A 24,854-nucleotide genomic window follows, 5' to 3' on the forward strand; every position below is an offset into this window, starting at 1 on the left:
GATGAAACGTCAGCTTTTCGACGCCGAGCACGAGGCCTTCCGCGAGACCGTCCGCACCTTCCTCGCCAAGGAGGTCCTGCCGCACCACGAGCAGTGGGAGAAGGACGGCATCGTCAGCCGCGATGCCTGGCTCGCCGCCGGACGGCAGGGCCTGCTCGGGCTTGCCGTGCCCGAGGAGTACGGCGGCGGGGGCAACACCGACTTCGTCTACAGCGCCGTCCTGGCCGAGGAGTTCACCCGCGCCGGAGCCTCCGGTCTCGCGGTCGGCCTGCACAACGACATCGTCGGCCCCTACCTCACGGGCCTGGCCACCGAGGAGCAGAAGCGGCGCTGGCTGCCCGGGTTCTGCACGGGCGAGACGATCACCGCCATCGCCATGACCGAGCCCGGTGCGGGCTCCGACCTCCAGGGCATCCGCACCACCGCCGAGGACAAGGGCGACCACTGGCTGCTCAACGGCAGCAAGACGTTCATCTCCAACGGCATCCTCGCCGACCTGGTCGTCGTCGTCGCCAGGACCTCCCCGGAGGGCGGCGCCAAGGGCCTCTCCCTGCTGGTCGTCGAGCGCGGCACGGAGGGCTTCGAGCGCGGCCGCAACCTCGACAAGATCGGCCAGAAGGCCCAGGACACCGCCGAGCTGTTCTTCCACGACGTCAAGGTCCCCAAGGAGAACCTCCTCGGCGAGCTCAACGGCGCGTTCGTCCACCTGATGACCAACCTCGCCCAGGAGCGGATGGGCATCGCGGTCGCCGCCATCGCCGCCGCCGAACACCTCCTGGAGATCACCACCCGGTACGTCAAGGAACGCGAGGCGTTCGGACGGCCGCTGGCCAAGCTCCAGCACATCCGCTTCGAGATCGCCGAGATGGCCACCGAGTGCGCCGTCACCCGTACGTTCCTCGACCGCTGCATCGTGGATCACCGGGACGGGGAACTCGACGCCGTCCACGCCTCCATGGCCAAGTGGTGGGCCACCGAACTCCAGAAGCGGGTCGCCGACCGCTGTCTGCAACTGCACGGCGGCTACGGCTACATGACCGAATATCGGGTCGCCAAGGCCTTCACGGACGGCCGCATCCAGACCATCTACGGCGGTACGACCGAGATCATGAAGGAGATCATCGGCCGCTCCCTGCTCGGCTGACCCGGGTCCCCGCCACCAGGCTTCCCCGGAAAGACCCTCCCGACAGCCCCTCCCGAAAGGCACTCGTCTTGAGCACCGAAGCGTACGTGTACGACGCGATCCGCACCCCGCGCGGCCGCGGCAAGGCCGGCGGCGCCCTGCACGGCACCAAGCCGATCGACCTCGTCGTCGGCCTCATCCACGAGATCACCGCCCGCTTCCCCGACCTCGACCCCGCGGCCATCGACGACATCGTCCTCGGCGTCGTCGGCCCGGTCGGCGACCAGGGCTCCGACATCGCCCGCACCGCCGCCATCTCCGCCGGACTCCCCGACACGGTCGCGGGCGTCCAGGAGAACCGCTTCTGCGCCTCGGGCCTGGAAGCCGTCAACCTGGCCGCCATGAAGGTCCGGTCCGGCTGGGAGGACCTGGTCCTGGCGGGCGGCGTCGAGTCCATGTCGCGCGTGCCGATGGGCTCCGACGGCGGCGCCTGGTTCAACGACCCGATCACCAACTACGAGAACGGCTTCGTCCCGCAGGGCATCGGCGCCGACCTCATCGCCACCATCGAGGGCTACTCGCGGCGCGACGTGGACGAGTACGCCGCCCTCTCCCAGGAGCGTGCCGCCGCGGCCTGGAAGGACGGCCGCTTCCACCGCTCCGTCGTCCCGGTCCGCGACCGCAACGGCCTGCTGGTCCTCGACCACGACGAGCACATGCGGCCCGGCACCACCGCCGACTCGCTCGCCGCCCTCAAGCCCTCCTTCGCCGCGATCGGCGAGATGGGCGGCTTCGACGCGGTCGCGCTCCAGAAGTACCACTGGGTGGAAGCGATCGACCACGTCCACCACGCGGGCAACTCCTCCGGCATCGTGGACGGCGCCGCCCTTGTCGCCGTCGGCACCAAGGAGGTCGGCGAGCGCTACGGCCTGGCCCCCCGGGCCCGTATCGTCTCCGCCGCCGTCTCCGGCTCCGAGCCCACCATCATGCTCACCGGCCCCGCCCCGGCCACCCGCAAGGCCCTCGCCAAGGCGGGCCTGACCATCGACGACATCGACCTGGTCGAAATCAACGAGGCCTTCGCGGGCGTCGTGCTGCGCTTCGCCAAGGACATGGGCCTGTCCCTCGACAGGATCAACGTCAACGGCGGCGCGATCGCCATGGGCCACCCGCTGGGCGCCACCGGCGCGATGATCCTGGGCACCCTCGTGGACGAACTGGAACGCCAGGACAAGCGCTACGGCCTCGCCACCCTGTGCGTCGGCGGCGGCATGGGCGTCGCCACGGTCGTCGAGCGCGTCTGACACCCCGTCCCTCCCGCCACCCCTTACGGAGCAGCCACACCATGAGCGAGTCCACCACCATCCGCTGGGAGCAGGACGAGACCGGCGTCGTCACCCTCGTCCTGGACGACCCCAACCAGTCCGCGAACACGATGAACGCCGCCTTCAAGGCCTCCATCGCGGCCGTCGCCGACCGCGCCGAGGCCGAGAAGGACTCCATCCGGGGCATCATCTACACCTCCGCGAAGAAGACCTTCTTCGCCGGCGGCGACCTCAAGGACATGATCCAGGTCGGCCCCGAGCACGCCCAGCAGGCCTTCGACACCGGCACCGCCATCAAGGCCGCCCTGCGCAGGATCGAGACCCTCGGCAAGCCCGTCGTCGCCGCCATCAACGGCGCGGCCCTCGGCGGCGGTTACGAGATCGCCCTCGCCGCGCACCACCGCGTCGCCCTCGACGCGCCGGGCTCCAAGATCGGCCTGCCGGAGGTCACGCTCGGCCTGCTCCCGGCGGGCGGCGGAGTCACCCGTACCGTACGGCTCATGGGCATCGCCGACGCGCTGCTCAAGGTCCTGCTCCAGGGCACCCAGTACAGCCCGCGGCGCGCGCTGGAGAACGGCCTGGTCCACGAGGTCGCGGCCACCCCCGAGGAGATGCTCGCCAAGGCGCACGCCTTCATCGACGCGCACCCCGAGTCGCAGCAGCCCTGGGACGTCAAGGGCTACAGGATCCCCGGCGGCACCCCCTCCCACCCGCGTTTCGCCGCGAACCTCCCGGCGTTCCCCGCGAACCTCAAGAAGCAGACGGGCGGAGCCAACTACCCCGCCCCGCGCAACATCCTGGCCGCCGCCGTCGAGGGCTCCCAGGTGGACTTCGACACCGCGCTGACCATCGAAGCCCGCTACTTCACCGAGCTGGTCACCGGCCAGGTCGCCAAGAACATGATCCAGGCGTTCTTCTTCGACCTCCAGGCCGTCAACTCCGGCGCCAGCCGTCCCAAGGAGACCGAGCGCCGCACGGTCCGCAAGGTCGCCGTGCTCGGCGCGGGCATGATGGGCGCGGGCATCGCCTACTCCTGCGCGCGGGCCGGCATCGACGTCGTCCTCAAGGACGTCTCCCCGGAGGCCGCCGCCAAGGGCAAGGCGTACAGCGAGAAGCTCCTCGCCAAGGCGCTCAGCCGGGGCCGCACCACCGAGGCCCAGCGCGACGAACTCCTCGCCCGCATCACCCCGACCGCCGACCCCGCCGACCTGGCGGGCTGCGACGCGGTGATCGAGGCGGTGTTCGAGGACACCGGCCTCAAGCACAAGGTGTTCCAGGAGATCCAGGACGTCGTCGACCCCGACGCGCTCCTGTGCTCCAACACCTCGACCCTGCCCATCACGGGCCTCGCGGAGGGCGTCTCGCGCCCCGCCGACTTCATCGGGCTGCACTTCTTCTCGCCGGTCGACAAGATGCCGCTGGTCGAGATCATCAAGGGCGAGCGGACCGGCGACGAGGCCCTGGCCCGCGCCTTCGACCTGGTCCGCCAGATCAAGAAGACCCCGATCGTCGTCAACGACAGCCGGGGCTTCTTCACCTCGCGCGTCATCGGCCAGTTCATCAACGAGGGCGTCGCCATGGTCGGCGAGGGCATCGAGCCCGCGTCCATCGAGCAGGCGGCGGCCCAGGCCGGCTACCCGGCGAAGGTCCTCTCCCTGATGGACGAGCTGACCCTCACCCTGCCGCGCAAGATCCGCAACGAGACCAAGAAGGCCGTCGAGGCGGCGGGCGGCACCTGGCCGGGCCACCCCTCGGACGAGGTCGTCGACCGGATGGTCGACGAGTTCGGACGCCCGGGGCGCAGCGGGGGCGGCGGCTTCTACGAGTACGGCGAGGACGGGAGGCGCACGCGTCTGTGGCCGGGCCTGCGGGAGCACTTCACCAAGCCGGGCACGGAAATCCCGTTCCGCGACATGCAGGAGCGGATGCTGTTCTCGGAGGCCCTCGACACGGTCCGCTGCTTCGAGGAGGGCGTGCTGATGACGGTCGCCGACGCGAACATCGGCTCCATCATGGGCATCGGCTTCCCGGCGTGGACCGGCGGCGTCATCCAGTACATCAACGGTTACGAGGGCGGCCTGCCGGGATTCGTCGCGCGCGCCCGCGAACTGGCGGCGGCGTACGGCGAGCGCTTCGAGCCGCCGGCGCTGCTGGTCGAGAAGGCGGAGAAGGGCGAGAAGTTCAGCGACGCCTGAGCGGATTGCGCGTGACGGGGGCGGGGCGGGGGCCGGGGCGGAGGCTCCCGCAGCCCGCCCCCTCACGTCCCCCTTCGGCCGTCGCTAGCGCTCCTCGTCCACGAACGCCGCCCGCAGCTCCTCCTTCAGGGACCGCTGGAACGCCGTGACCAGCGCCTGGAGCACCATCGGCTGCATGTACGCGGACAGCGACCTCATCGCCTCCACGTGCTCCGGGTCCGACTCGCGCTCCCGGTAGGGGCTCCACACCTCGTCCCGGAACAGGTGCGTGAGCTCCCGCGCCGCCGAGCGCGTGTGCTCCATGAGGATCGTGCGGGCCGCGAGGATCGTCTCGTGCGCGATCGGTACGCCCAGCAGTTGCACGCCCAACGCCAGCAGGCCGGGGTCCACCCGGAAGGTGTCCGGGTCCTCGGCGCGCTCCAGCACGTTCATCGCGGCCAGCCGGCCGATGTCGTCGTCCGACAGCGGTCCGCCCGCCCGGCGCTCCAGCTCCGCCCGGGTGGCGAGCTCCGCCGAGTCGGGCGCCCAGGAGGCCACCACCGCGCGGTGGATGGCGAGATCGTGCGCGCTCAGGTCCGGCGGGAGCTGTTCCAGGTACCGTTCGATGGCGGCCAGGGTCATCCCGTGGTGCTGGAGCTCCTCGATGAGGGCGAGCCGGGACAGGTGCTCGGGGCCGTAGTGGCCGACCCGGCGCGGGCCGATCACCGGGGGAGGGAGGAGCCCCCTGGTGCTGTAGAAGCGGATGGTGCGGACGGTGACGCCGGCCCGTGCGGCCAGTTCGTCGACCGTGAGCGTCGGCTCCCCGGTACCCGTGGTCGTCGTCATGCGAGTGCCCCGTTCCTCTGACCGTCCCGCTGCCGCCGGTCCGCGCGGTGCCGCCGCGCAGCGGTGATGCAGTGCAACAGTATTGCTGTCTCACCACCCTTGTGAAAGCCTCCCGGGGGCGTGAACGGTTCCGTCCGGGTGTGCTGCGGCCGGTCGCGCGGTTCCCCGCGCCCTGACGGGACGCCCTCCGGGCAGCTCCACCCCGTCCCGGCCCGCCCTCACCCCGCCCTCCGCCGTCCCGCCCGCCCCCGCAGGGCCCGCACCGCGCCCCTTCCCGCCGCCGCCCCGCTCAGCATCGCGATCTCGCCCCGCATCCCCGGCGCCGCGACCATGTCCCCGGCCAGGAACACCCCGTCGCCCCGCTCCACCGCCGGGCGGTCCCGCCACGTCAGGCCCGGCAGGTCCAGGGCCCCCGTCCGGCCCTTCGCCGTCGCCGTGCGGCTCCACGTCGTCCGCGACCGCCACTCCGGCACCGTCAGGTCCGCCAGCGCCTCCACCCGGCCGCGCGCCGAAGCGAGCGGCTCCCCCTCCCGTACCGGCATGTCCAGTTGGAACAAGGACTCCCCGCGCGGCGCCACCGTCGCGTCCTGCATCGAGTACGACTCGTGGAACCCGCCCCCGTCCAGGTCGAACGCGATGAAGCGGTCCCGCCGGCCGGAGCGCACCGCCAGGTCCAGCAGGACGCAGTGACCGCTCTCCCAGCCGAGCGAGGAGTCCCCGAGCAGCCGCCGGGCGGAGGCCGGTCCGGTCGCCACGACCACCGGCCGGCCCGAGGGCAGCTCGGTCACCCGCTCGCCCAGGTGCACCCGCACCCCCAGCCCCCTGGCCCGCGCCTCCATCCGTCCCAGCACCGCCTGCCAGCCGCCCACCACCCACCGCACGGCCGGCACGGACGGCGCGAACACCCTGCGGAACAGCTCCCAGACGAAGGCCGCCGACAACCGCCCGGTGTCGGCGTCGTACGTCACCGCCGAGATCGCCCGCGCCGCCGCCCGCGCCGCCTCCTCCCCGTACCGGCCCGACGCCCACGCGTGGAAGGTCATGTCCACCGGCGCGGCGGCGGGCCGCCCCGGCAGCGTCATCCGCACCAGCCCGGCGGGCGGCAGCGCCCGCAGCCTCCCGTCCCGTACGAAACCGAACTTCAGGTCGCGGACCGGCGGCCTGCCCAGCCGTCCCACCAGGTCCCGCTCCACCAGCCAGTCCCAGTGCGGCAGGTCGGCGTAGAAGACGTGCGGCCCCTCGTGCGCCACGTACGGCGCCGGGGTCGCCCGGCCCCGCCCGCCCAGCGAGCCGTGGGCCTCGTACAGGTCCACGCCCACGCCCGCCTCCGCGACGGTGATCGCCGCCACCAGCCCGGCGATCCCGCCCCCGACGACCGTCACGTTCCCGTTCATCGCGATCCTCCTCCGCAGGGGCCCGGTGCCCCTCCGCTCCCTGGACGGACCGGGCGGCCGCAGATGTGACACCGGGCGGGAGGCTCAGCCCCGGAGGCAGGCCAGCACCGCTGGCACCCGGCGGTGGTCGTCCGGCGCCGGAGGCAGGTCCAGCTTCTGGAGGATGCCCGCGATGTGCTTGGCCACCGCCGCCTCCGTCACCACCGGGGCCCGCGCGATCGCCGCGTTCGACCTGTCCTCCGCCATCAGCCCCAGCACCTCCCGCTCGCGCGGCGTGATCCGCCCCAGCGGGTCCCGGCGACGGGCGAGCAACTGGCGCACGGCCTCCGGGTCGACGACCGTGGCGGTGGGGGAGTCCATGCGGCGCACGCTGGGGCCGACGCTCCGGGCCACTTTCGAGGACGGGCGGACGCGGACGCTGCGGGTGGTGGCGGTGCTGGACGACCGTTCCAGCCCGTACCAGGTGCTGCTGGACCGGAGCACGGTCCGGGCGCACGACCCGTCCGCGCTCACCGAGGTCGTCCACCGCACGGGGCCGCCGGGCGAGGTGCCCGGCGGCCGGGAGGTGAGCGTGGCCGCGCACGCGGGCTGCGCGGACGCCGAGGAGGACCGCTTGGTGTGGGTGTTCACGCTGCTGCTGGTGGGGCTCACCGCGGGGTACACGGCGCCGGCCGTGGCCAACACGCTGCTCATGGCCACGGCCGGCCGCCGGGCGGACTTCCGGGTGCTGCGGCTGTCGGGGGCGACGGATCGGCAGGTGCTGCGGACGGTGGCGGCGGAGACGGCCTTCGTGGTCGCCCTCGGAACACTCCTCGGCGGGCTGGTCGCCCTGCCGTCGCTGCTGGGCATCAGGGCAGGGCTGAGCGGGCTGCTCGGGCTGCCCGTCGACCTCGTCGTCCCGTGGCCGCCGGTGCTGGGGGCAGCGGGAGCGTGCCTCCTGCTGGCCCTGGCGGGAAGCCTGCTGCCGACGAGGTCGGCGTTGCGGGCCGGGCCGTAGGCCCGGCGGAACGGGGCGCTCGGGGGCGAGCCCAGCGGAACGCGCCCCCGCGCCCCCACCGGCCCGAGCCCCCGCCGGGCCCCGCGGGCCGCCCGTCAGCGGGCCGAGCCCACCACCGGGTAGTGGTCGCTCAGGTTCGTGTACGTGTACTGCTTGCCCCAGCTCGACACCGTCCACGGAGCGCTCTGCTCCTTGACGACGTCGTTGTTCCACCCGGCGGGCCGGACGTGCCCTGCGCGCGGCAGGACGTAGTCCAGGTCCTCGCGCGGGTCGTCCGGGTAGCGCTCGGCGGCGATGGAGTTGTCGTCGGTGTCGAAGGAGTACGCGTGCCCGGTACGGGAAGCGGCCCCGTCGAGGCCCCCGTCGGCCAGCATCGACGCGTACTCCGCACTGTGCGAGTCGACGTTCAGGTCACCGGCCACCAGCACCTGCTCCGAGGCCGGGATCTTCTTCGCGTCCAGGAACGCGTCCAGCTCCTTGAGCTGGGCGCTGCGCTTCGCCGCCGCCTCGCCCGCCGCGCAGCCCGGGTCGGTGGACTGGAGGTGCGTGCCCACCACGTGTACCTTCACGCCCCGCACGTCCAGGACGACGTACGCGAAGCCCTTGTTGGAGAACCAGTCCGCGCCGCACGCCTGCCGGTAGACGTACTGCTCCTGCCGCACGATCGGCCACTTGCTGTAGACCGTGACCCCGCCGTCCTCCGAGGAGGTCGCCGTGTACGCGCCCCCGGTGGCGTCCCAGCCGCTCCTGCTCCGGCCCACGACCGGGCTCTGGTACGGGTACTGGGCGGCCGCGTTGCGTCCCAGCGCCTCGGAGGCGGAGTTGTCGAACGCCTCCTGCAGCACCACCACGTCGTGGCCCCGGAAGAAGGGCGCCGCCGGTATCGCCTTCGCGCGGAAGTCCTGGCCCCAGTTGGGGTACAGGTTCTTGCTGAAGAGGAAGGCGTTGTACGACAGGACGCCGAGCGCCGGCACCCCGGCGGCGTCCGGTCCCGCCGGGGCCGCCGCCGCACCCGGAACGGCGGTCGCCAGCGTCGCCGCCACGGCCACGGCGGCTGCCAGCACAGGGCGTCGAGCGGAGCGCGGGGGACGCAGGGAACGCGAGGAAATCAGCACAGAGTTCTCCCGTGAAAGGTGGGGTGAGAGGTGCGGCACGTACTGGTGCGGCACATCAAAGCAGGCGGAGTTACTTCCCGGTAGACAGTGCGCGACGCCCACCCCTCCACACCGCCACATCTCGGCGGCGCGCGCCCTCACCGCCACGCGTGCAGCTTCCTGCCCAGCTCCACCATCCGCTCCGCCGCCTCCCGCGAGGTGGCGAAGGACATCAGGTCCGTCCCGCCACCGGCCCGCCGCCGCACCGTGATCGACCGGGCCGAGGCGAAGGCCCGCAGCCCCTCCGCGCCGTGGACCCGCCCGTACCCCGACTCGCCCGTCCCGCCGAACGGCAGCGAGGGCACCGCCGCGTACCCGAGGACCGAGCCCACCGACACCCCGCCCGCCGTCAGCCGCTCCGCCACCGCGAGCCCCTCCTCGCGGGTGCCGGTGAACACCGCCGCGCCCAGCGCGTAGGGCGACGCGTTCGCCCGCTCCGCGGCCTCCGCCAGGTCCCGCACCGCGTTCACCGCCACCACGGGACCGAACGTCTCCTCGCGCATCGCCGCCGCGTCCTCGGCCACCCCCACCAGCACCACCGGGTGCACATACGGCGCGCGCAGCGACTCCGGGCCGCCGAGCGGAGCGTGCGCGCCACCGGCCAGCGCCTCCTTCAGGTGCCGCTCCACCACGGCCAGTTGGGAGGGCAGGGTCATCGGGCCGTAGTGCCGGCCCGGTGTCAGCTCGCGTGCCTTGCGGACGATCCGCTCCACCAGGTCGCCGTGCACCGAGGCGACCGCGTACACCCGCTCCACGCCCGCGCAGGTCTGCCCCGCGTTCGCCATCGCCCCCCACACGATCGCGTTCGCCGCCGCCTCCAGGTCGGCGTCCGCGCCCACCAGGACGGCGTCCTTGCCGCCGCACTCCGCCAGAAGCGGCGTCAGCGTCCGGGCGCACACCTCCGCCACCTTCCGCGCGGTGCCCGGCGACCCCGTGAAGGCCACCTTGTCCACCCCCGACTCCGCGAGCGCCGACCCCGTGCCGCCGAACCCGGTCACCACCAGGAACAGGTCCGCGAACTCCGCCGGAACCGCGTCCGCGAACGAGGAGGCGAGCAGCTCGCCGACGCCCGGCGTCAGTTCGGACGGCTTGAAGACGACCCCGTTGCCCGCGGCCAGGGCGTACCCGATCGAGCCCATCGGGGTGTGCACCGGGTAGTTCCACGGGCCGATCACCCCGACCACGCCCACCGGCCGGTACGCGAGCAGCGCCCGCCGGCCGAACGCCGCGGGCCCCGACGGCACCCGCCGCCGCCCCAGCACCCGCCTGGCGTTGCGCGCCGCCCAGTCCAGGTGGACCAGGGCGAGCAGGACCTCGGCCCGCGCGTCGTGCACCGGCTTGCCCGTCTCCGCCGCCACCGCCTCCGCGACCTCGTCCATCCGCCGCGCCAGTGACCGCTTCCAGGCCAGGAGGGCCGCCCGCCGCCCGTCCCATCCGGCCGCGGCCCAGCGCCGGGCCGCCGCCCGGGAGCGCCGCACGGCTTCCCGTACCTCCGCGGGACCGTGCACCGGATGCGTGCCGAGCACGGCGCCGTCCACCGGGGAGCGCACGTCGAAGGTCGTGCCGTCGGTCGCCCGGGGCAGGGAGGGCAGGGAGGACATCGGAACTCCTGGGGAAGTGGGGGCGAGGGGCGGACGGGCGGGCGCCGGACCGCCCCCGGTGGCTGTCGCGTGCACCGCCGGCCGCCCGGCCCGTACCCGTCCCGCCACAGCCTGCACCCGCACCGTCCGCCGGCGGAAGCCCGACACCGGTCACAGGCGGGGGCGGCCGTTTCCCGGCGCCACCCACCGGCGCATACTGGATCACGGACAAACCCGGTGCAGCCCCGGGCCCGCCCACCCCGGGAGCCCCCGCATGACCACCGAACCCGGTGCACGTCCGCCCGCCCGCCGGGCCGCCGATCCCGCCCCGCCCCCGCCCGGCGGCATCCTCTGGTCCGTCGCGGGCGACGTCCGCGCCCTGCTGATGCTGCCCGCCGCCCTCACCCTCCAGGTGGCGCACCCGGCGGTCGGCGCGGGCGTCGACGAGCACTCCGTCTTCCGCACCGACCCCTGGGGGCGCGGCGAACGCTCGCTGCGGTCGGTGATGCTCTGGGTGTACGGGGGCGAGGCCGCCGCCGCGGAGGGCCGCAGGCTGCGCGCCCTGCACAGGACGATCACGGGCACGGACGCGCACGGCCACCGGTACCACGCGCTGACCCCCGCGAACTACGCCTGGGTGCACGCCACCGGCTTCCCCTGTTACCGGCACGCCCTGCGGTACCTGGGCCGCCGCCCGCTCACCGCCGCCCAGGAACGGCAGCTCTACGCCGAGTGGCTCCAGGTCGGCCGGATCCTCGGCATCCACGACTGGGACATGCCGCAGACCGTCGAGGAGTTCTGGCCGTACTACCGAAAGATGCTGGCCGAGGTCGTCGAACGCACCGCCGTGGTGGAGGAGTTGACCGACCCGGGCCAGCGGGTGCCGCCGCCCGACCGGGGGCCGCTGCCGGTGCGGCTGGTGCTGCGCGCGCTGTGGCCCGTGCTGCTGCCGCCGCTCGCCGCGTTCCGCTCCTTCGTCACCGTCGGCTACCTGCCGCCCGACGCACGCCAGGCGCTCGGTTTCGCCTGGTCGCCCGCGCAGGAGCGCGGGCTGCGCCGCTTCAGCCGGGTCGTGCGCGGCGTCGTACCCCTGTTGCCGGAGCGGCTGCGCTACCTGCCCATGGCGCGGCGGGCCAGGGCGCGGCACCGCGCCGCCGCCCGCTGACGTACGTACGGCAGCGGACGGCGGCGCGGAGGGGGCACGGGCCGAACGCGATCAGTGGTCGTGGATCGTGTTCGTCTCGGCGATCTTCTTCCAGGACTTCGGCTGCACCGGCTTCGCGGCCGGGGACGCCGCCAGGCCCCGCGCGATCCGCGACTCGGCGGCGGCCGGGGCGGCCGGCTTCGAGGGCTCGTACAGCCAGGTGTCGAAGAGCTCGGCGAGCGGCTTGCCGGAGACCTTCTCCGCGTACTTCACGAAGTCGGAGACCTTCGCGTTGCCGTACGCGTACTTCTTCGGCCAGCCCTTGAGGATCTCGAAGAACGCGTCGTCGCCCACCTCGTTGCGCAGCGCCTGGACGGCGAGCGCGCCCCGGTCGTAGACAGCGATGTCGAACTGCTTGTCCGGGCCCGGGTCACCGGGCTTGACCTGCCAGAACGGGTCCTCGGCCGAGCGGGTGGCGTAGACGTAGTCGGCCAGCTCCTGCGCCGTGCCCTCGCCCTCCTTCTCCGACCACAGCCACTGGCTGTAGCGGGCGAAGCCCTCGTTGACCCAGATGTCCTTCCAGTGGTGCACCGAGACGCTGTCGCCGTACCACTGGTGGGCCAGCTCGTGCACGACCACCGAGACGTTCGCGCCGTTGGCGAACTGGCGCGGGCTGTAGAACGGGCGGGTCTGCGTCTCCAGCGCGAAACCGCTGGTCACGTTGGGGACGTAACCGCCGACGGCGTTGAAGGGGTAGGGGCCGAAGACGCCCTCCAGCCACTCGGTGACCTCGGTGGAGCGCTCGATGCTCGCACGGGCCGCGCCGTCGTTGTCGCCGAGGTCCTTGCTGTACGCGTTGAGGACCGGCAGCCCGGAGGCCGTCTTGTCGGTGGTGATGTCGAACTTGCCGACGGCGAGCGTGGCCAGGTAGGGCGCCTGCGGCTTGTTGGAGCGCCAGTTGAAGCGGGTCCAGCCCAGCTTCGAACTCTGCGACTGGAGCACGCCGTTGGAGATCGCCTGGTGGCCGTCCGGCACCGAGACCGAGACGTCGTACGTGGCCTTGTCGAGCGGGTGGTCGTTGCTCGGGAACCACCAGGCGGCCGATTCCGGCTCCTGCGCGGCGACGCCGCCGTCCGGAGTACGGGCCCAGGCGGTGTAGCCGCCGATCCTCACCTCGGACGGCTTGCCCGCGTAACGGACCACGATCGAGAGGGACTTGCCCTTCTGGAGCGGCGTGGCCGGGGTGATCACCAGCTCCTGCTCGCCCTCCCTGGCGAACTTCGCGAGCCTGCCGTTGACCCGCACCTCGCTGACCGCGAGGCCCAGGTCCAGGTTGAAGCGCGACAGGTCCTGCTTGGCGGTCGCGTTCAGCGTCGCCGTGCCCTCCAGGAGGTCCGTCTTCGGCTGGTACTTCAGCCGCAGGTCGTAGTGCGACACGTCGTAGCCGCCGTTGCCGCTGGCCGGGTAGTAGGGGTCGCCGATGCCCGGCGCGCCGGGGGAGAAGGAGGCGGCCGATGCCGGGATCGCCAGCAGGACGGTGGCCGCGGCGAGGACGCCCGGGACGAGGTGTCTGCGGTGCACGAGTGCTCCAAGTGGTCGGTGGTTGCGACGTATTGGCACTCTATTCAGCCCCTTGGCCACCAGTCATGTCCATGGTTGCTGCTGTCACACGTGGTCACACGATTGCCATACGGCCGACATGGCCACCCGTGTCCCCTTTGCCGCCTCCGTCCCTCCCCGTCTCCCTACTGCCCTCTTTTGCAAGGGAGTTGACCGGGTTACCGTCCGGCCATGCCGATACCAGCGCGGGCCCGGCGCCCGAGACGAAACCCCCTCGTCCCTCTGACCGTGGCCGCGATGACGGCCGTCCTGCTGGCGCCCGCGGGATCCGCCCGGGGCGCCGACGCGCCCGCCGCGGCGGGCCGCCCCACCGAGAGCAAGCCGGTCTACGACTACGGCAAGGCCGTCCGCGAGTCGGTCTGGGTCGACACCCGCGTCGACGGCGACAAGGACGGGAAGACCGACCGGGTCGCCGTCGACGTCGTCCGCCCCCGCGAGCTCGACCGCACCGGCCGCCGCGTCCCGGTCATCATGGACGCCAGCCCGTACTACCGCTGCTGCGGACGCGGCAACGAGAGCCAGAAGAAGACGTACGACGCCGACGGCCGGCCCCTCCAACTGCCGTTGTTCTACGACAACTACTTCGTGCCGCGCGGCTACGGCTACGTCGCCGTCGACTTCACCGGCACCGGCCGCTCCGACGGCTGCCTCGACGTCGGCGGCCGCTCCGAGATCGCCTCCGCCAAGGCCGTCGTCGACTGGCTCAACGGGCGCGGCACCGGCTACACCACCCGCACCGGCACCGAGCGCACCCGCGCCTCCTGGTCCAACGGCGACACCGGCATGATCGGCAAGAGCTGGGACGGCACCGTCGCCAACGGGGTCGCCGCCACCGGCGTCGAGGGCCTGCGGACCATCGTGCCGATCGGCGCGATCTCCTCCTGGTACGACTACTACTTCCAGCAGGGCGCCGACCTCTACCGGGGCGGCCCCGAAGGCCTCGCCGCGGGCATCGAGAACCCGGAGTACGCCCAGCGCTGCGCCCCGGTGAAGAAGCACCTCGCCGACAACGCGCCCCTCAACGGCGACCGCACCCGCATGTGGGCCGACCGCGACTTCGTGCCCGACGCGCGCAAGGTGAGGGCGAGCGTCTTCGCCGTGCACGGCCAGCAGGACCTCAACGTCCGGATGCGCCACTTCGGCGCCTGGTGGGACGCGCTCGCCAAGAACGGCGTCGACCGCAAGGTGTGGCTCTCCCAGACCGGACACGTCGACCCCTTCGACTTCCGGCGCGCCGAGTGGGTCAGGACCCTGCACCGCTGGTTCGACCACGAGCTGATGGGCTACGACAACGGGATCGACCGCGAACCGATGGCCGACATCGAACGCGCACCCGACCGGTGGACCACCGACAAGGTCTGGCCCCCGCGCGGCACCGACGCCACCACGCTCCGCCCGGACAAGGGCGGTTCGGACGGCGTCGGCACCCTCGGCCTGAAGCCCGCCGGGCCCGGCGCCACCGAGACCTTCACCGACGACCCGGCCCGCGACGAGGACGCCTGGGCCGCGACGATCGACACCGCCACCCCGGAGAAGGCCGGCTTCGCCACCCGGCCGCTCTCCCGCGACCTGCGCCTCTCCGGCACCGGCAAGGTCACCCTGAAGGTCACCCCCTCCACCGCGAGCGCCACCCTCAGCGCGGTCCTGGTCGACCTCGGCCCCGACACCATCCGCGACTACGCCGCCGCCGGCGAAGGCATCACCACCCTCGCCGAACGCACCTGCTGGGGCGCGAGCACAGGCGCCGACAGCGCCTGCTTCAAGGAGACGAAGGCCAACACCAAGGCCGTCGACCACACCGTCTTCAGCCGCGGCTGGGCGAGCCTCGCCCACTACCGGGGCGACGGCCGGGCGCGCCCGCTGACCCCCGGCAGGACGTACGAGATCACCGTCGACCTCGCCGCATCCGACCACGTCGTCCCCAAGGGGCACCGCCTCGCCCTGATCGTCGGCGGCACCGACGCCGGCCTCGTCGAAGCCCCCGGCAGCCGCCCCACCGTCGACATCTCCCTCTCCGGCACGTCGGCGCGGCTGCCGGTCGTCGGCGGCGAGCGCGCCTTCGCCCGCGCCACCTCCGGCCACGCGCAGGCGGCCCCGCTGTCACCGGGCGCGCGGGACTCCGTACCCGTACCGCGCAACCTGTCCCGACTGCCGGGGGAGACCCGATGAAGGCACGCCTGACCGGCGCCCTGCTCGGCGCGGCGGCCCTCGCCGTCCCGCTGTCCGCCGCGCCCGCACACGGCGCGGACACCGGCCGCACCCCTGCTCCCCGTACCGGATTCGAGACCTCCGACGGCGCCCGCTGGACCACCGAAGCCGAGGAACAGGAGTTCCTGCGGACCGTCGACCGGGCGGCCGCCCGCACCGCCCTCACCACCGTCGGCACCACCCGGCAGGGCCGCCCGCTCCAGCTCGTCCGCATCGCGGAGCGCCGGCACACCACCTCCACCGTGCTCCTGATCTGCAGCCAGCACGGCGACGAACCCGCCGGCCGGGAAGCCTGCCTGAGCCGGGTGCGCGACCTGTCGTACGCCACCGACCGCCGCACCCGGGACTTCCTGCGCGGCACCACCGTCCTGGTCGTCCCCAACGCCAACCCCGATGGCCGCGCCGCGAACACCCGGGGCAACGCCGACGGCGTCGACGTCAACCGCGACCACCTCGCGCTCGCCACCGCCGAAGGCCGCGCCATGGCCGCCGTACTGCGCGACCACAGGCCCGACCTCGTCTACGACCTGCACGAGTACGGCTCCACGCCGAAGGTCTACGACAAGGACCTCTTCGACCTGTGGCCCCGCAACCTCAACACCGATCCCCGCCTCCACGAGGAGTCCCGGAAGCTCTCCGGCCGGTACGTCCGGCCCGCCGCCCACGCCGCCGGCTTCACCACCGGCACGTACGGCATCTGGACCGACCCGGTCACCGGCGAGCCCACCCGGCAGGTCGCGGGCGACGGCCAGGAACGCATCCTGCGCAACGCCTCCGGCGTCAAGCACTCCGCGGGCCTGCTCATCGAGAGCCGGGTCGACGCCCTCACCGAGGCCGAGCAGCAGGACCAGGCAGTCAACAAGCGGCGCAGGGTCACCTCCCACGCCGTCTCGCTCGACGGCGCGCTGCGGTACGCGGCCGAGCGCCGGACCCCGCTCGCCCTGGCCACCGCGCGGGCCCGGCTGGCGGGCTTCGCCGACCGCGGCCCGGTCCACCTCGGCGGCGCCGACAACGACCCCGCCGAACCGGCCGAGGTCCTGGCCGACCCGCCCCCCTGCTACCGCCTGACGAAGGCCCAGATCACCGACGTACGGGACGAACTCGCCCTGCACGGCGTCGCGTTCAGCGCCACACGGGACGGGGCGTACGTACCCCTGCGGCAGTCGCAGCGCGCCCTGGTCGCCCTCCTCCTCGACCCGGGTGCGACATACCGCCTCACGAAGGGAAAACCCGACACGCGCTGTTAGCCGACCGTGACGTGCGCCACCTGTGATACCGGGTAGCGGCAGGGAATCCTCCCTACCCGAAAGGTGACCCACGTGTCCCACGACGACCAGCCGCCGGGCAGCGGCCGGGCAGCTTCGCCGCTCATGGCGGACCTGCCCGGCAGCCCGCACACCACCCACAGACCGCACACGGACCGCGTCGTGTTCGGCGTCACCGCCGCCCTGACGCTCGCGTTCGTGCTGTGGGGCGCCCTGGCCACCGACTCCCTGGAGTCGGTCTCCACCAAGCTCCTCAACGGCCTCATCCACAACGGCGGCTGGGCGTTCATACTGGCCGCGTCCGCCTTCGTGGTCTTCGCGCTGTGGCTCGCGATCAGCCGCTACGGCAAGATCACGCTCGGCGACGAGGGCGAGAAGCCCGAGTTCAAGACGGTCTCGTGGGTCGCGATGATGTTCAGCGCGGGCATGGGCATCGGCCTGATGTTCTACGGTGTCAGCGAACCGCTGGGACACTTCTCCTCGCCGCCGCCGGGCACCACGCCCAAGGGGGCGGAGGAGGCCATGCAGACCGCCATGGCGACCACCCTCTTCCACTGGACCCTGCACCCGTGGGCGATCTACGCGGTGGTCGGCCTGGCCATCGCGTACAGCACCTTCCGCCGTCGCCGCCGCCAGACCATCAGCGCGGTGTTCACCCCGCTCATCGGCGAGAAGCACGCCCACGGCGGAGTCGGCCGTTTCATCGACATCCTCGCCATCTTCGCCACCCTCTTCGGCTCGGCGGCCTCCCTGGGCCTGGGCGCGCTCCAGATCGGCAGCGGAATGAAGGAGGTCGGCTGGATGGAGAAGGCGGGCACCGGCCTGCTCATCTCCGTCATCGCCGTCCTCACGGTCGCCTTCGTGGCCTCGGCCGTCTCCGGCGTCGAGAAGGGCATCCAGTGGCTGTCCAACACCAACATGGTGCTGGCCCTGCTGCTGGTGGTCTTCGTCTTCGTCGCCGGCCCCACGGTCATCGTCCTGGACCTCCTGCCCACCTCCATCGGCGCGTACCTCGGCGACCTCCCGCAGCTCATCGGCCGCACCGAGGCCACCGGCGGCGAGGAGGTCGCGACGTGGCTCAGCAGCTGGACCGTCTTCTACTGGGCGTGGTGGATCTCCTGGACGCCCTTCGTCGGCATGTTCATCGCGCGCATCAGCCGGGGCCGTACGATCCGCCAGTTCATCGGCGGCGTCATCCTCGTGCCCAGCACCGTCAGCCTGCTGTGGTTCGCGGTCTTCGGCGGTACGGCGATGAAGATGAAGGCCGCGGGCAACCTGCCCGACGAGGCGACGCCCGAGGGCCAGCTCTTCGGCCTGCTCCGCGAGTTCCCCGCGGCCACCGTCACGAGCATCCTGGTCATGATCCTCGTCGGCATCTTCTTCGTCTCCGGCGCGGACGCCGCCTCCATCGTGATGGGCACGCTCTCCCAGAAGGGCTCCTTCGAACCGACCAAGCCGGTCGTCGTCTTCTGGGGCGTGGTGACCGGCGCGGTCGCCGCCATCATGCTGCTGATCGGCGACGGCGGGGGAGACGCCCTCAAGGGCCTCCAGAACCTCACCATCCTGGTCGCGGCCCCGTTCGCGGTGGTCATGGTCGGCATGTGCTGGGCCCTGATGCGCGACCTGCGCTCCGATCCGCTGATCGTACGGGGCGAACTGGGCGTGGAGGCCGTCGAGGCGGCCGTCATCGAGGGCCACCACAAGTACGACGGCGACTTCGAGATCCGCATCGGTCCGGGCACCGGGGACTCGGGGGCGACGGAGGCGGAGGTGGCGAAGCAGCGCTGACGGGTCCGGTCCCGTGCGCCCTCCGCGGAGCACGGGACCGGCGCTCGCCCACGGAGACCGGCGCCCCCGTCCCAGGAGCGGGCGGTCGAATTCCCCGCCCCCCGCACACAACCACCCTTTCCGGGGAATGCTCCCCCCATGTCTGCCGCCGCGTACGCGACCTTCGGACTGGCCCCGGCCGCGCGGGCCGGAGGCGTCCTGACCAACGGGGTCCACCGACTCCACCGCGACTTCATGGACTTCGTCGTGGACGGCCGCCCCCTCCTGCACCAGCTCTCGGACCTCGACGCCGTCTCCCCCCTCGCCTCCGACATCCCGCCCGCGATCTTCGTCACGCACGTCCGCAGACTCCTCCTCGAAGCCGCGCCCCCGCTCCCGGACAACCGGTACGTCATCTACGGCTGCCCGGAGTGCGAGGGCCTGGAATGCGGCGCGGTCACGGCCGTCATCGAGCAGCGGGGCTGCGACATCCTCTGGCGCGACTTCGCCTGGCAGACCACCCACACCCTCGACTTCGCACGCGACGGCTACCACGGAGTCGGCCCGTTCCGCTTCGACGCCGCCCAGTACCGGGCCGAACTCGCCCGCCTGCTGCCCCCCGAAGGCGCGGCCGACGACTCGCCGCCCCTGCTCCGCCGCCGGGTCCTGCTCATCGGCTCACGCGTCGCCGTCCTCGCGAAGCTGGCCGCCGCGCTCCGTACGATCAACATCGGCGCGGAGATCGCCGCCGACGCGGACCGGGTGCCGCCCACGGAGATCCGCACCTACGCGGCCGTCCTCTTCGGCGCCTCGATCGCCGAACACGAGAAGGCGGCGGTACGCGCCGCCTTCGGCCGGGCGGGAGCCGAGCCCGCCTACCTGGACGGCCTGGCCCCGCTCGTCCCGGTCCTCGTCGCGCAGGTCGAACACGCGCTGGACCCCACCCCGCCGGAACAGCGCCGCCTGGTCCGCCTGGTCGCGGCGGACGGCGAGGCGGGCGTCGAGGTCGCCTCCACCTGCCGGGTGCAGCTCTACGCCTACCGGCAGGACCGCCTGCACCGCACGCACGGCCGGCTGGTCTTCGAGGGCCTCCTGGAGCCGGGCGGGCACCGCATCGCCCTGGACGAGAGGGCCACACGCGGCCCCTCCTACCTCATCGCCCGCACCCTGGGCTCCGTCCTCACCACCCCCACCTCCCCCTGACCGTTCTCCCTGCCCCGCTGCCCTGCTGCCCCGCTGCCCTGTGCCTCGGTGCCCCCTTCCCCTGTGTCCCGCTCGCCGACGTGCCCCGTTCCCTTCCGTCCCGCTGCCCCGTTCCCTCTGCGTCCCGCTGACCTGCGTGCCCCGTTCCCCTCGCCCCCTTGGCCTCCTGGGTGTCGCAGCTCCCCCTTGGGCTTTCGCAGCCGCCCTGCCGCCTCAGCCCCCTTGGGCGACGGGGCCGCCCCGAGGGGGCGGAACGGGCGGGCAAGGGGGCGGCCCCTCCCGCTCCCGGCCCACCCGGGTGCCGCCCTCACGCAAGCGCCTATGCCGGGCAAACTCCTCCGCCGAGGCTGGGAGCCCAGCCCCCGTGCCGGATGCCTCAGCCCATGCCGCTCGGGCAGAAGAGGCCCCGGACCCGCCCCTTTCCCTAAAGCGCTCGCCGCGCAGCCAGGTGCACGGTTCCGTGCGGGTGCGTCGTGGTTGCTCGCGCAGTTCCCCGCGCCCCTGAAGGGGCGCACCGCCCGGTGGGAGCCGTGCGGGAGCGCTGTTGGCCGAGCGCGCAGTTCCCCGCGCCCCTGGCGGGGCATGTCCCCGGAAACATCGCGGCCCGGCGCACAGCTTCCCGCGCCCCCGGCAAGAGCCCAAGCCCCCCGCGCAGGGGAAGCCCGTCCCGCGCCTCGAATAGGATCAGCTCCTCATGACTGCAACCCTCGTCGCCAAAGACCTCGCCGCCGGCCACGGCGACCGCACCCTCTTCGCCGACCTCGACCTCGTCGTCGCCCCCGGCGACGTCATCGGCCTCGTCGGAGTCAACGGAGCCGGCAAGTCCACCCTCCTGCGCCTGCTGGCCGGTCTGGACACCCCCGAGGCCGGCACGCTCCGCCTCTCCCCGCCCACCGCCACCGTCGGCCACCTCCCCCAGGAGCCCGAGCGCCGCGAAGGCGAGACCGTGCGGGACTTCCTCGCCCGCCGCACCGGCGTCGCCGCCGCCCAGCTCGCCCTGGACGCCGCCACCCAGGCCCTCGTCGACGGCGCGCCGGGCGCGGACGACGCGTACGCCACCGGGCTCGACCGCTGGCTCGACCTCGGCGGCGCCGACCTGGACGAACGCGCCGAGGAGGTGGCCGCGTCCCTCGGCCTCACCGTCGGCCTGGACCAGCCCATGACCGGCCTCTCCGGCGGCCAGGCCGCCCGCGCCGGCCTCGCCTCCCTCCTGCTCTCCCGGTACGACGTCTTCCTCCTCGACGAGCCCACCAACGACCTCGACCTGGACGGCCTGGACCGCCTGGAGTCCTTCGTCACGGGCCTGCGCGCGGGCACCGTCGTGATCTCCCACGACCGCGAGTTCCTCACCCGCACCGTCACCAAGGTCCTCGAACTGGACCTCGCCCAGCAGCAGATCAAGCTGTTCGGCGGCGGCTACGCGGCCTACCTGGAGGAGCGCGAGACGGCCCGCCGCCACGCGCGCGAGGAGTACGACGAGTACGCCGACAAGAAGGCGTCCCTCGAAGGCCGCGCCCAGATGCAGCGCGGCTGGATGGACAAGGGCGTGCGCAACGCGCGCCGCAAGTCCACCGACGGCGACAAGATCGGCCGCAACATGCGCAGCGAGGCCAGCGAGAAGCAGGCCGCGAAGGCCCGCCAGACGCAGCGCATGATCGAACGGCTGGACGTGGTCGAGGAGCCCCGCAAGGAGTGGGAGCTGCGCATGGAGATCGCCGCCGCGCCGCGCTCCGGCGCGGTCGTCTCGACGATGCGCCAGGCGACCGTGCGCCGGGGCGACTTCACCTTCGGCCCGGTCTCCCTTCAGATCGACTGGGCCGACCGCGTCGCCATCACCGGCGCCAACGGCTCGGGCAAGTCGACCCTGTTGGCCGCCATGCTCGGCCGGCTGCCGCTCGACGCGGGCGACTCGGCCCTAGGGCCCGGCGTGGTCGTCGGCGAGGTCGACCAGGCCCGCGGTCTCTTCTACGGGGCGGAGACCCTCCTGGACGCCTTCTCCGCCGCCGTCCCCGAGACGGAACCGGCCGAAGTCCGCACCCTCCTCGCGAAGTTCGGCCTGAAGGCGGACCACGTGAGGCGCCCGGCCACCACGCTCTCCCCGGGCGAACGCACCCGCGCGGCCCTCGCCCTCCTCCAGGGCCGAGGAGTCAACCTCCTGGTCCTGGACGAGCCGACCAACCACCTCGACCTGCCGGCCATCGAGCAGTTGGAGTCCGCCCTCGACTCCTACGAGGGAACACTCCTGCTGGTCACCCACGACCGCCGCATGCTGGACGCGGTCCACGTGACCCGCCGGGTGCTGGTGGAGGACGGGCAGGTCACGGAGGTCTGACCCCGGGCCGGGGGCAGACCTCCGGGTCGGGAGTCAGACCCCCAGGCCGGAGCGCGGCTCCGCCGTGAGGGCCCGACCAGCCGCAACACACCCGCACGGAGCCGTTCACCACCCCGCGGGCCCCCCGCGGGAGGGCCGGCCGGGGCAGGGAAGAACCCCGCCCCGGCACCGGCCGCCGGCCCCCGCCCCGCGCAGGTCCCGCCCCCGGACCCCTCAGCCCCGCTTCCCCCGGTCCACCAGCCCCGCCTTCCGCAGCGCGTCCGCCATCGCGCTGTTGGCCGGCGCGGGCGCCGCGGACCGTCCCGCGCCCTGGCCGCCCCCGCCCTGCCCACGCTGCCGCGCCTCCCCGCCCCGCCGCTGCTGCGGAGCCCTCCCCTGCGAACCCCCGGCGCCGGACCGCGGACCGGAGTCGCCCGCCCGGCCGCCCCCCGCGCCGCGCGAGGACGCCGAGGAACCCGCCTCGTCCTCCAACCGCAGCGTCAGCGAGATCCGCTTCCGCGCGATGTCGACGTCCCTCACCTTCACCCGCACCACGTCGCCGGGCTTGACCACGTCCCGCGGATCCTTCACGAAGTTCTTCGACAGCGCCGACACGTGCACCAGCCCGTCCTGGTGCACGCCGACGTCCACGAAGGCCCCGAACGCCGCCACGTTCGTGACGACCCCCTCCAGGATCATCCCGGGAGCCAGGTCGCCGATCTTCTCGACGCCCTCCTTGAAGGTGGCCGTCCTGAACGCGGGCCGCGGGTCGCGCCCCGGCTTCTCCAGCTCCCGGAGGATGTCCGACACGGTCGGCAGGCCGAACTTCTCGTTCACGAACGTGTCCGGCCGCAGCCCGCGCAGCACGCCCACGTTCCCGACCAGCGAATCGACACCCGCCGCCTTCGTCATCGCCCGCACCACCGGATACGCCTCCGGGTGCACGCTCGACGCGTCCAGCGGGTCCTCGCCGTCGCGGATCCGCAGGAAGCCCGCACACTGCTCGTACGCCTTGGGGCCCAGCCGCGCCACGTCCTTGAGCGCCTTGCGCGACCGGAAGGGCCCGTTCGCGTCCCGGTGCGCGACGATGTTCTCCGCCAGCCCGGAGCCGATGCCCGAAACCCGCGAAAGCAGCGGCGCGGACGCCGTGTTGACGTCCACCCCCACCCCGTTCACACAGTCCTCGACCACCGCGTCCAGCGACCGCGAGAGCTTCACCTCCGACAGGTCGTGCTGGTACTGGCCCACCCCGATCGACTTCGGGTCGATCTTCACCAGTTCCGCCAGCGGGTCCTGCAGCCGCCGCGCGATGGAGACCGCCCCGCGCAGCGACACGTCCATGTCCGGCAGTTCCTGCGAGGCGAAGGCCGAAGCCGAGTAGACCGAGGCCCCCGCCTCCGACACCATCACCTTCGTGAGGTTCAGCTCCGGGTGCTTCGCGATCAGCTCACCGGCCAGCTTGTCGGTCTCCCGGGACGCCGTCCCGTTGCCGATCGCGATCAGCTCGACCGCGTGCTCCTTCGCCAGCCGCGCCAGCTTCCCCAGCGCCTCGTCCCACCGGTTGGCCGGCACGTGCGGGTGGACGACGTCCGTGGCGACGACCTTGCCGGTGGCGTCCACGACGGCGACCTTCACACCCGTGCGGAAGCCGGGGTCGAGCCCCAGCGTCGCCCGCGTCCCGGCGGGGGCCGCGAGCAGCAGGTCACGCAGGTTCGCGGCGAAGACCCGTACGGCCTCGTCCTCGGCAGCCGTACGAAGTCGGAGCCGCAGATCGATGCCCACGTGCACCAGGATCCGCGTGCGCCATGCCCAACGCACCGTGTCCGCGAGCCACTTGTCGCCCGGACGGCCCCGGTCCGCGATGCCGAAGCGCCGGGCGATCATGTTCTCGTACGCGGTCGGGCCCGGGGCGTCGGACGGCTCCTCCGGCTCCAGCACCAGGTCGAGCACGTCCTCCTTCTCACCGCGCAGCATCGCCAGCACCCGGTGCGAGGGCAGCGCCGTGAACGGCTCCGCGAAGTCGAAGTAGTCGGCGAACTTCGCGCCCGCCTCCTCCTTGCCCGCGCGCACCTTCGCCGCCAGCCGTCCCCGCGTCCACATCCGCTCGCGGACCTCGCCGATCAGGTCGGCGTCCTCCGAGAAGCGCTCGGTGAGGATCGAGCGGGCGCCCTCCAGCGCGGCCGCGGCGTCCGCGACGCCCTTGTCCGCGTCCACGAACGCGGCGGCGGCCGCCAGGGGGTCGGCCGACGGGTCGCCCAGCAGGCCGTCCGCCAGCGGCGTCAGCCCCGCCTCCCGGGCGATCTGCGCCTTCGTACGGCGCTTGGGCTTGAAGGGGAGGTAGATGTCCTCCAGGCGCGCCTTGGTCTCGGCGCTGCGGATCTGCGCCTCCAGGGCGGCGTCCAGCCTGCCCTGCTCCCGCACGGAGTCGAGGATCGCCGTCCGGCGGTCCTCCAGCTCGCGCAGATACCGCAGCCGTTCCTCCAACGTGCGCAACTGCGCGTCGTCGAGCATCTCGGTCGCTTCCTTGCGGTAGCGCGCGATGAACGGCACGGTCGAGCCGCCGTCGAGCAGCTCGACGGCGGCCCTGACCTGCCGCTCCTTGACGCCGAGTTCCCCGGCGATCCTGCTTTCGATGCTTTCGATGGACGTCGTCACGGTGTTACCGACTCGCCTTCTCCTGCGGGCAGTGCATGGCGCGCCGCCCGGCTGTGTCACCGGGGGCGCACCTGCATTCTGCCGTGCG

16 protein-coding genes and 1 pseudogene are annotated in these 24,854 nt (G+C 73.1%); 10 read left to right on the top strand and 7 right to left on the bottom strand.

The window, feature by feature from the left end:
• The first annotated feature begins 1 nt into the window (after position 1).
• From ACZ56L_RS03810 to ACZ56L_RS03820, 3 genes are all read left to right on the top strand, one after another.
• Positions 2–1,144, top strand: coding sequence for an acyl-CoA dehydrogenase family protein (locus ACZ56L_RS03810; protein ID WP_471061169.1), 1,143 nt, complete (start codon positions 2–4; stop codon positions 1,142–1,144).
• A 68-nt stretch (positions 1,145–1,212) separates the two neighbouring features.
• Positions 1,213–2,427, top strand: coding sequence for an acetyl-CoA C-acetyltransferase (locus tag ACZ56L_RS03815; RefSeq protein ID WP_471061172.1), 1,215 nt, complete (start codon positions 1,213–1,215; stop codon positions 2,425–2,427).
• Between the two features lie 41 nt (positions 2,428–2,468).
• Complete coding sequence (locus tag ACZ56L_RS03820) at positions 2,469–4,643, top strand: 3-hydroxyacyl-CoA dehydrogenase NAD-binding domain-containing protein (protein WP_401759307.1); 2,175 nt, start codon at positions 2,469–2,471, stop codon at positions 4,641–4,643.
• An 84-nt stretch (positions 4,644–4,727) separates the two neighbouring features.
• Here ACZ56L_RS03820 and ACZ56L_RS03825 read toward each other — a convergent pair whose 3' ends face one another.
• The 3 genes and pseudogenes from ACZ56L_RS03825 to ACZ56L_RS03835 all read right to left on the bottom strand — a co-directional run.
• Positions 4,728–5,468 (bottom strand): MerR family transcriptional regulator, encoded by a 741-nt coding sequence (locus ACZ56L_RS03825; protein WP_468684596.1) that lies wholly within the window; start codon positions 5,466–5,468, stop codon positions 4,728–4,730.
• Between the two features lie 218 nt (positions 5,469–5,686).
• Entirely contained in the window at positions 5,687–6,862 is a 1,176-nt protein-coding gene (locus ACZ56L_RS03830) for an NAD(P)-binding protein (RefSeq protein WP_471061176.1), read from the bottom strand.
• A gap of 84 nt (positions 6,863–6,946) precedes the next feature.
• Positions 6,947–7,204, bottom strand: a pseudogene (locus ACZ56L_RS03835) (LuxR C-terminal-related transcriptional regulator); the annotation flags it as partial.
• Between the two features lie 16 nt (positions 7,205–7,220).
• Here ACZ56L_RS03835 and ACZ56L_RS03840 point away from each other — a divergent pair.
• Positions 7,221–7,859: an FtsX-like permease family protein gene (locus ACZ56L_RS03840; RefSeq protein ID WP_471061180.1), complete on the top strand. Its 639-nt coding sequence runs from the start codon at positions 7,221–7,223 to the stop codon at positions 7,857–7,859.
• A gap of 95 nt (positions 7,860–7,954) precedes the next feature.
• Here ACZ56L_RS03840 and sph read toward each other — a convergent pair whose 3' ends face one another.
• Entirely contained in the window at positions 7,955–8,923 is a 969-nt protein-coding gene (gene sph / locus ACZ56L_RS03845; RefSeq protein ID WP_345218629.1) for a sphingomyelin phosphodiesterase, read from the bottom strand.
• A 188-nt stretch (positions 8,924–9,111) separates the two neighbouring features.
• On the bottom strand, positions 9,112–10,614 hold the full coding sequence (locus ACZ56L_RS03850) for an aldehyde dehydrogenase family protein (RefSeq protein WP_471061184.1): 1,503 nt from the start codon (positions 10,612–10,614) through the stop codon (positions 9,112–9,114).
• Between the two features lie 253 nt (positions 10,615–10,867).
• Between ACZ56L_RS03850 and ACZ56L_RS03855 the strand changes: the two genes are divergently transcribed.
• On the top strand, positions 10,868–11,758 hold the full coding sequence (locus tag ACZ56L_RS03855; protein ID WP_471061188.1) for an oxygenase MpaB family protein: 891 nt from the start codon (positions 10,868–10,870) through the stop codon (positions 11,756–11,758).
• A 51-nt stretch (positions 11,759–11,809) separates the two neighbouring features.
• On the opposite strand, the gene ACZ56L_RS03860 is transcribed toward ACZ56L_RS03855, so the two are convergent.
• Entirely contained in the window at positions 11,810–13,318 is a 1,509-nt protein-coding gene (locus tag ACZ56L_RS03860) for a M1 family metallopeptidase (protein WP_471061191.1), read from the bottom strand.
• Positions 13,319–13,528: 210 nt separating this feature from the next.
• Here ACZ56L_RS03860 and ACZ56L_RS03865 point away from each other — a divergent pair, with 210 nt between their 5' ends.
• The 5 genes from ACZ56L_RS03865 to ACZ56L_RS03885 all read left to right on the top strand — a co-directional run bounded on the left by ACZ56L_RS03865 (position 13,529) and on the right by ACZ56L_RS03885 (position 22,132).
• Complete coding sequence (locus ACZ56L_RS03865) at positions 13,529–15,526, top strand: Xaa-Pro dipeptidyl-peptidase (RefSeq protein WP_471061195.1); 1,998 nt, start codon at positions 13,529–13,531, stop codon at positions 15,524–15,526.
• Positions 15,523–16,812 carry a M14 family metallopeptidase gene (locus ACZ56L_RS03870; RefSeq protein ID WP_471061199.1) on the top strand — a complete coding sequence of 430 codons (1,290 nt, stop codon included), beginning with the start codon at positions 15,523–15,525 and terminating at the stop codon, positions 16,810–16,812. Before ACZ56L_RS03865 ends, ACZ56L_RS03870 begins: the two co-directional genes overlap by 4 nt.
• A gap of 72 nt (positions 16,813–16,884) precedes the next feature.
• Positions 16,885–18,618: a BCCT family transporter gene (locus tag ACZ56L_RS03875; protein WP_471061202.1), complete on the top strand. Its 1,734-nt coding sequence runs from the start codon at positions 16,885–16,887 to the stop codon at positions 18,616–18,618.
• 138 nt (positions 18,619–18,756) lie between these two features.
• Positions 18,757–19,800 (top strand): oxidoreductase, encoded by a 1,044-nt coding sequence (locus ACZ56L_RS03880; protein WP_345218641.1) that lies wholly within the window; start codon positions 18,757–18,759, stop codon positions 19,798–19,800.
• A 694-nt stretch (positions 19,801–20,494) separates the two neighbouring features.
• A complete protein-coding gene (locus ACZ56L_RS03885) occupies positions 20,495–22,132 on the top strand; it encodes an ABC-F family ATP-binding cassette domain-containing protein (protein ID WP_468684630.1) in 1,638 nt (545 codons plus the stop codon).
• Positions 22,133–22,345: 213 nt separating this feature from the next.
• Here ACZ56L_RS03885 and ACZ56L_RS03890 read toward each other — a convergent pair whose 3' ends face one another.
• Positions 22,346–24,766 (bottom strand): Tex family protein, encoded by a 2,421-nt coding sequence (locus ACZ56L_RS03890; RefSeq protein ID WP_471061206.1) that lies wholly within the window; start codon positions 24,764–24,766, stop codon positions 22,346–22,348.
• Positions 24,767–24,854 lie beyond the last annotated feature (88 nt).

It is taken from the genome of Streptomyces sp. NPDC039736 (genome assembly GCF_055596485.1).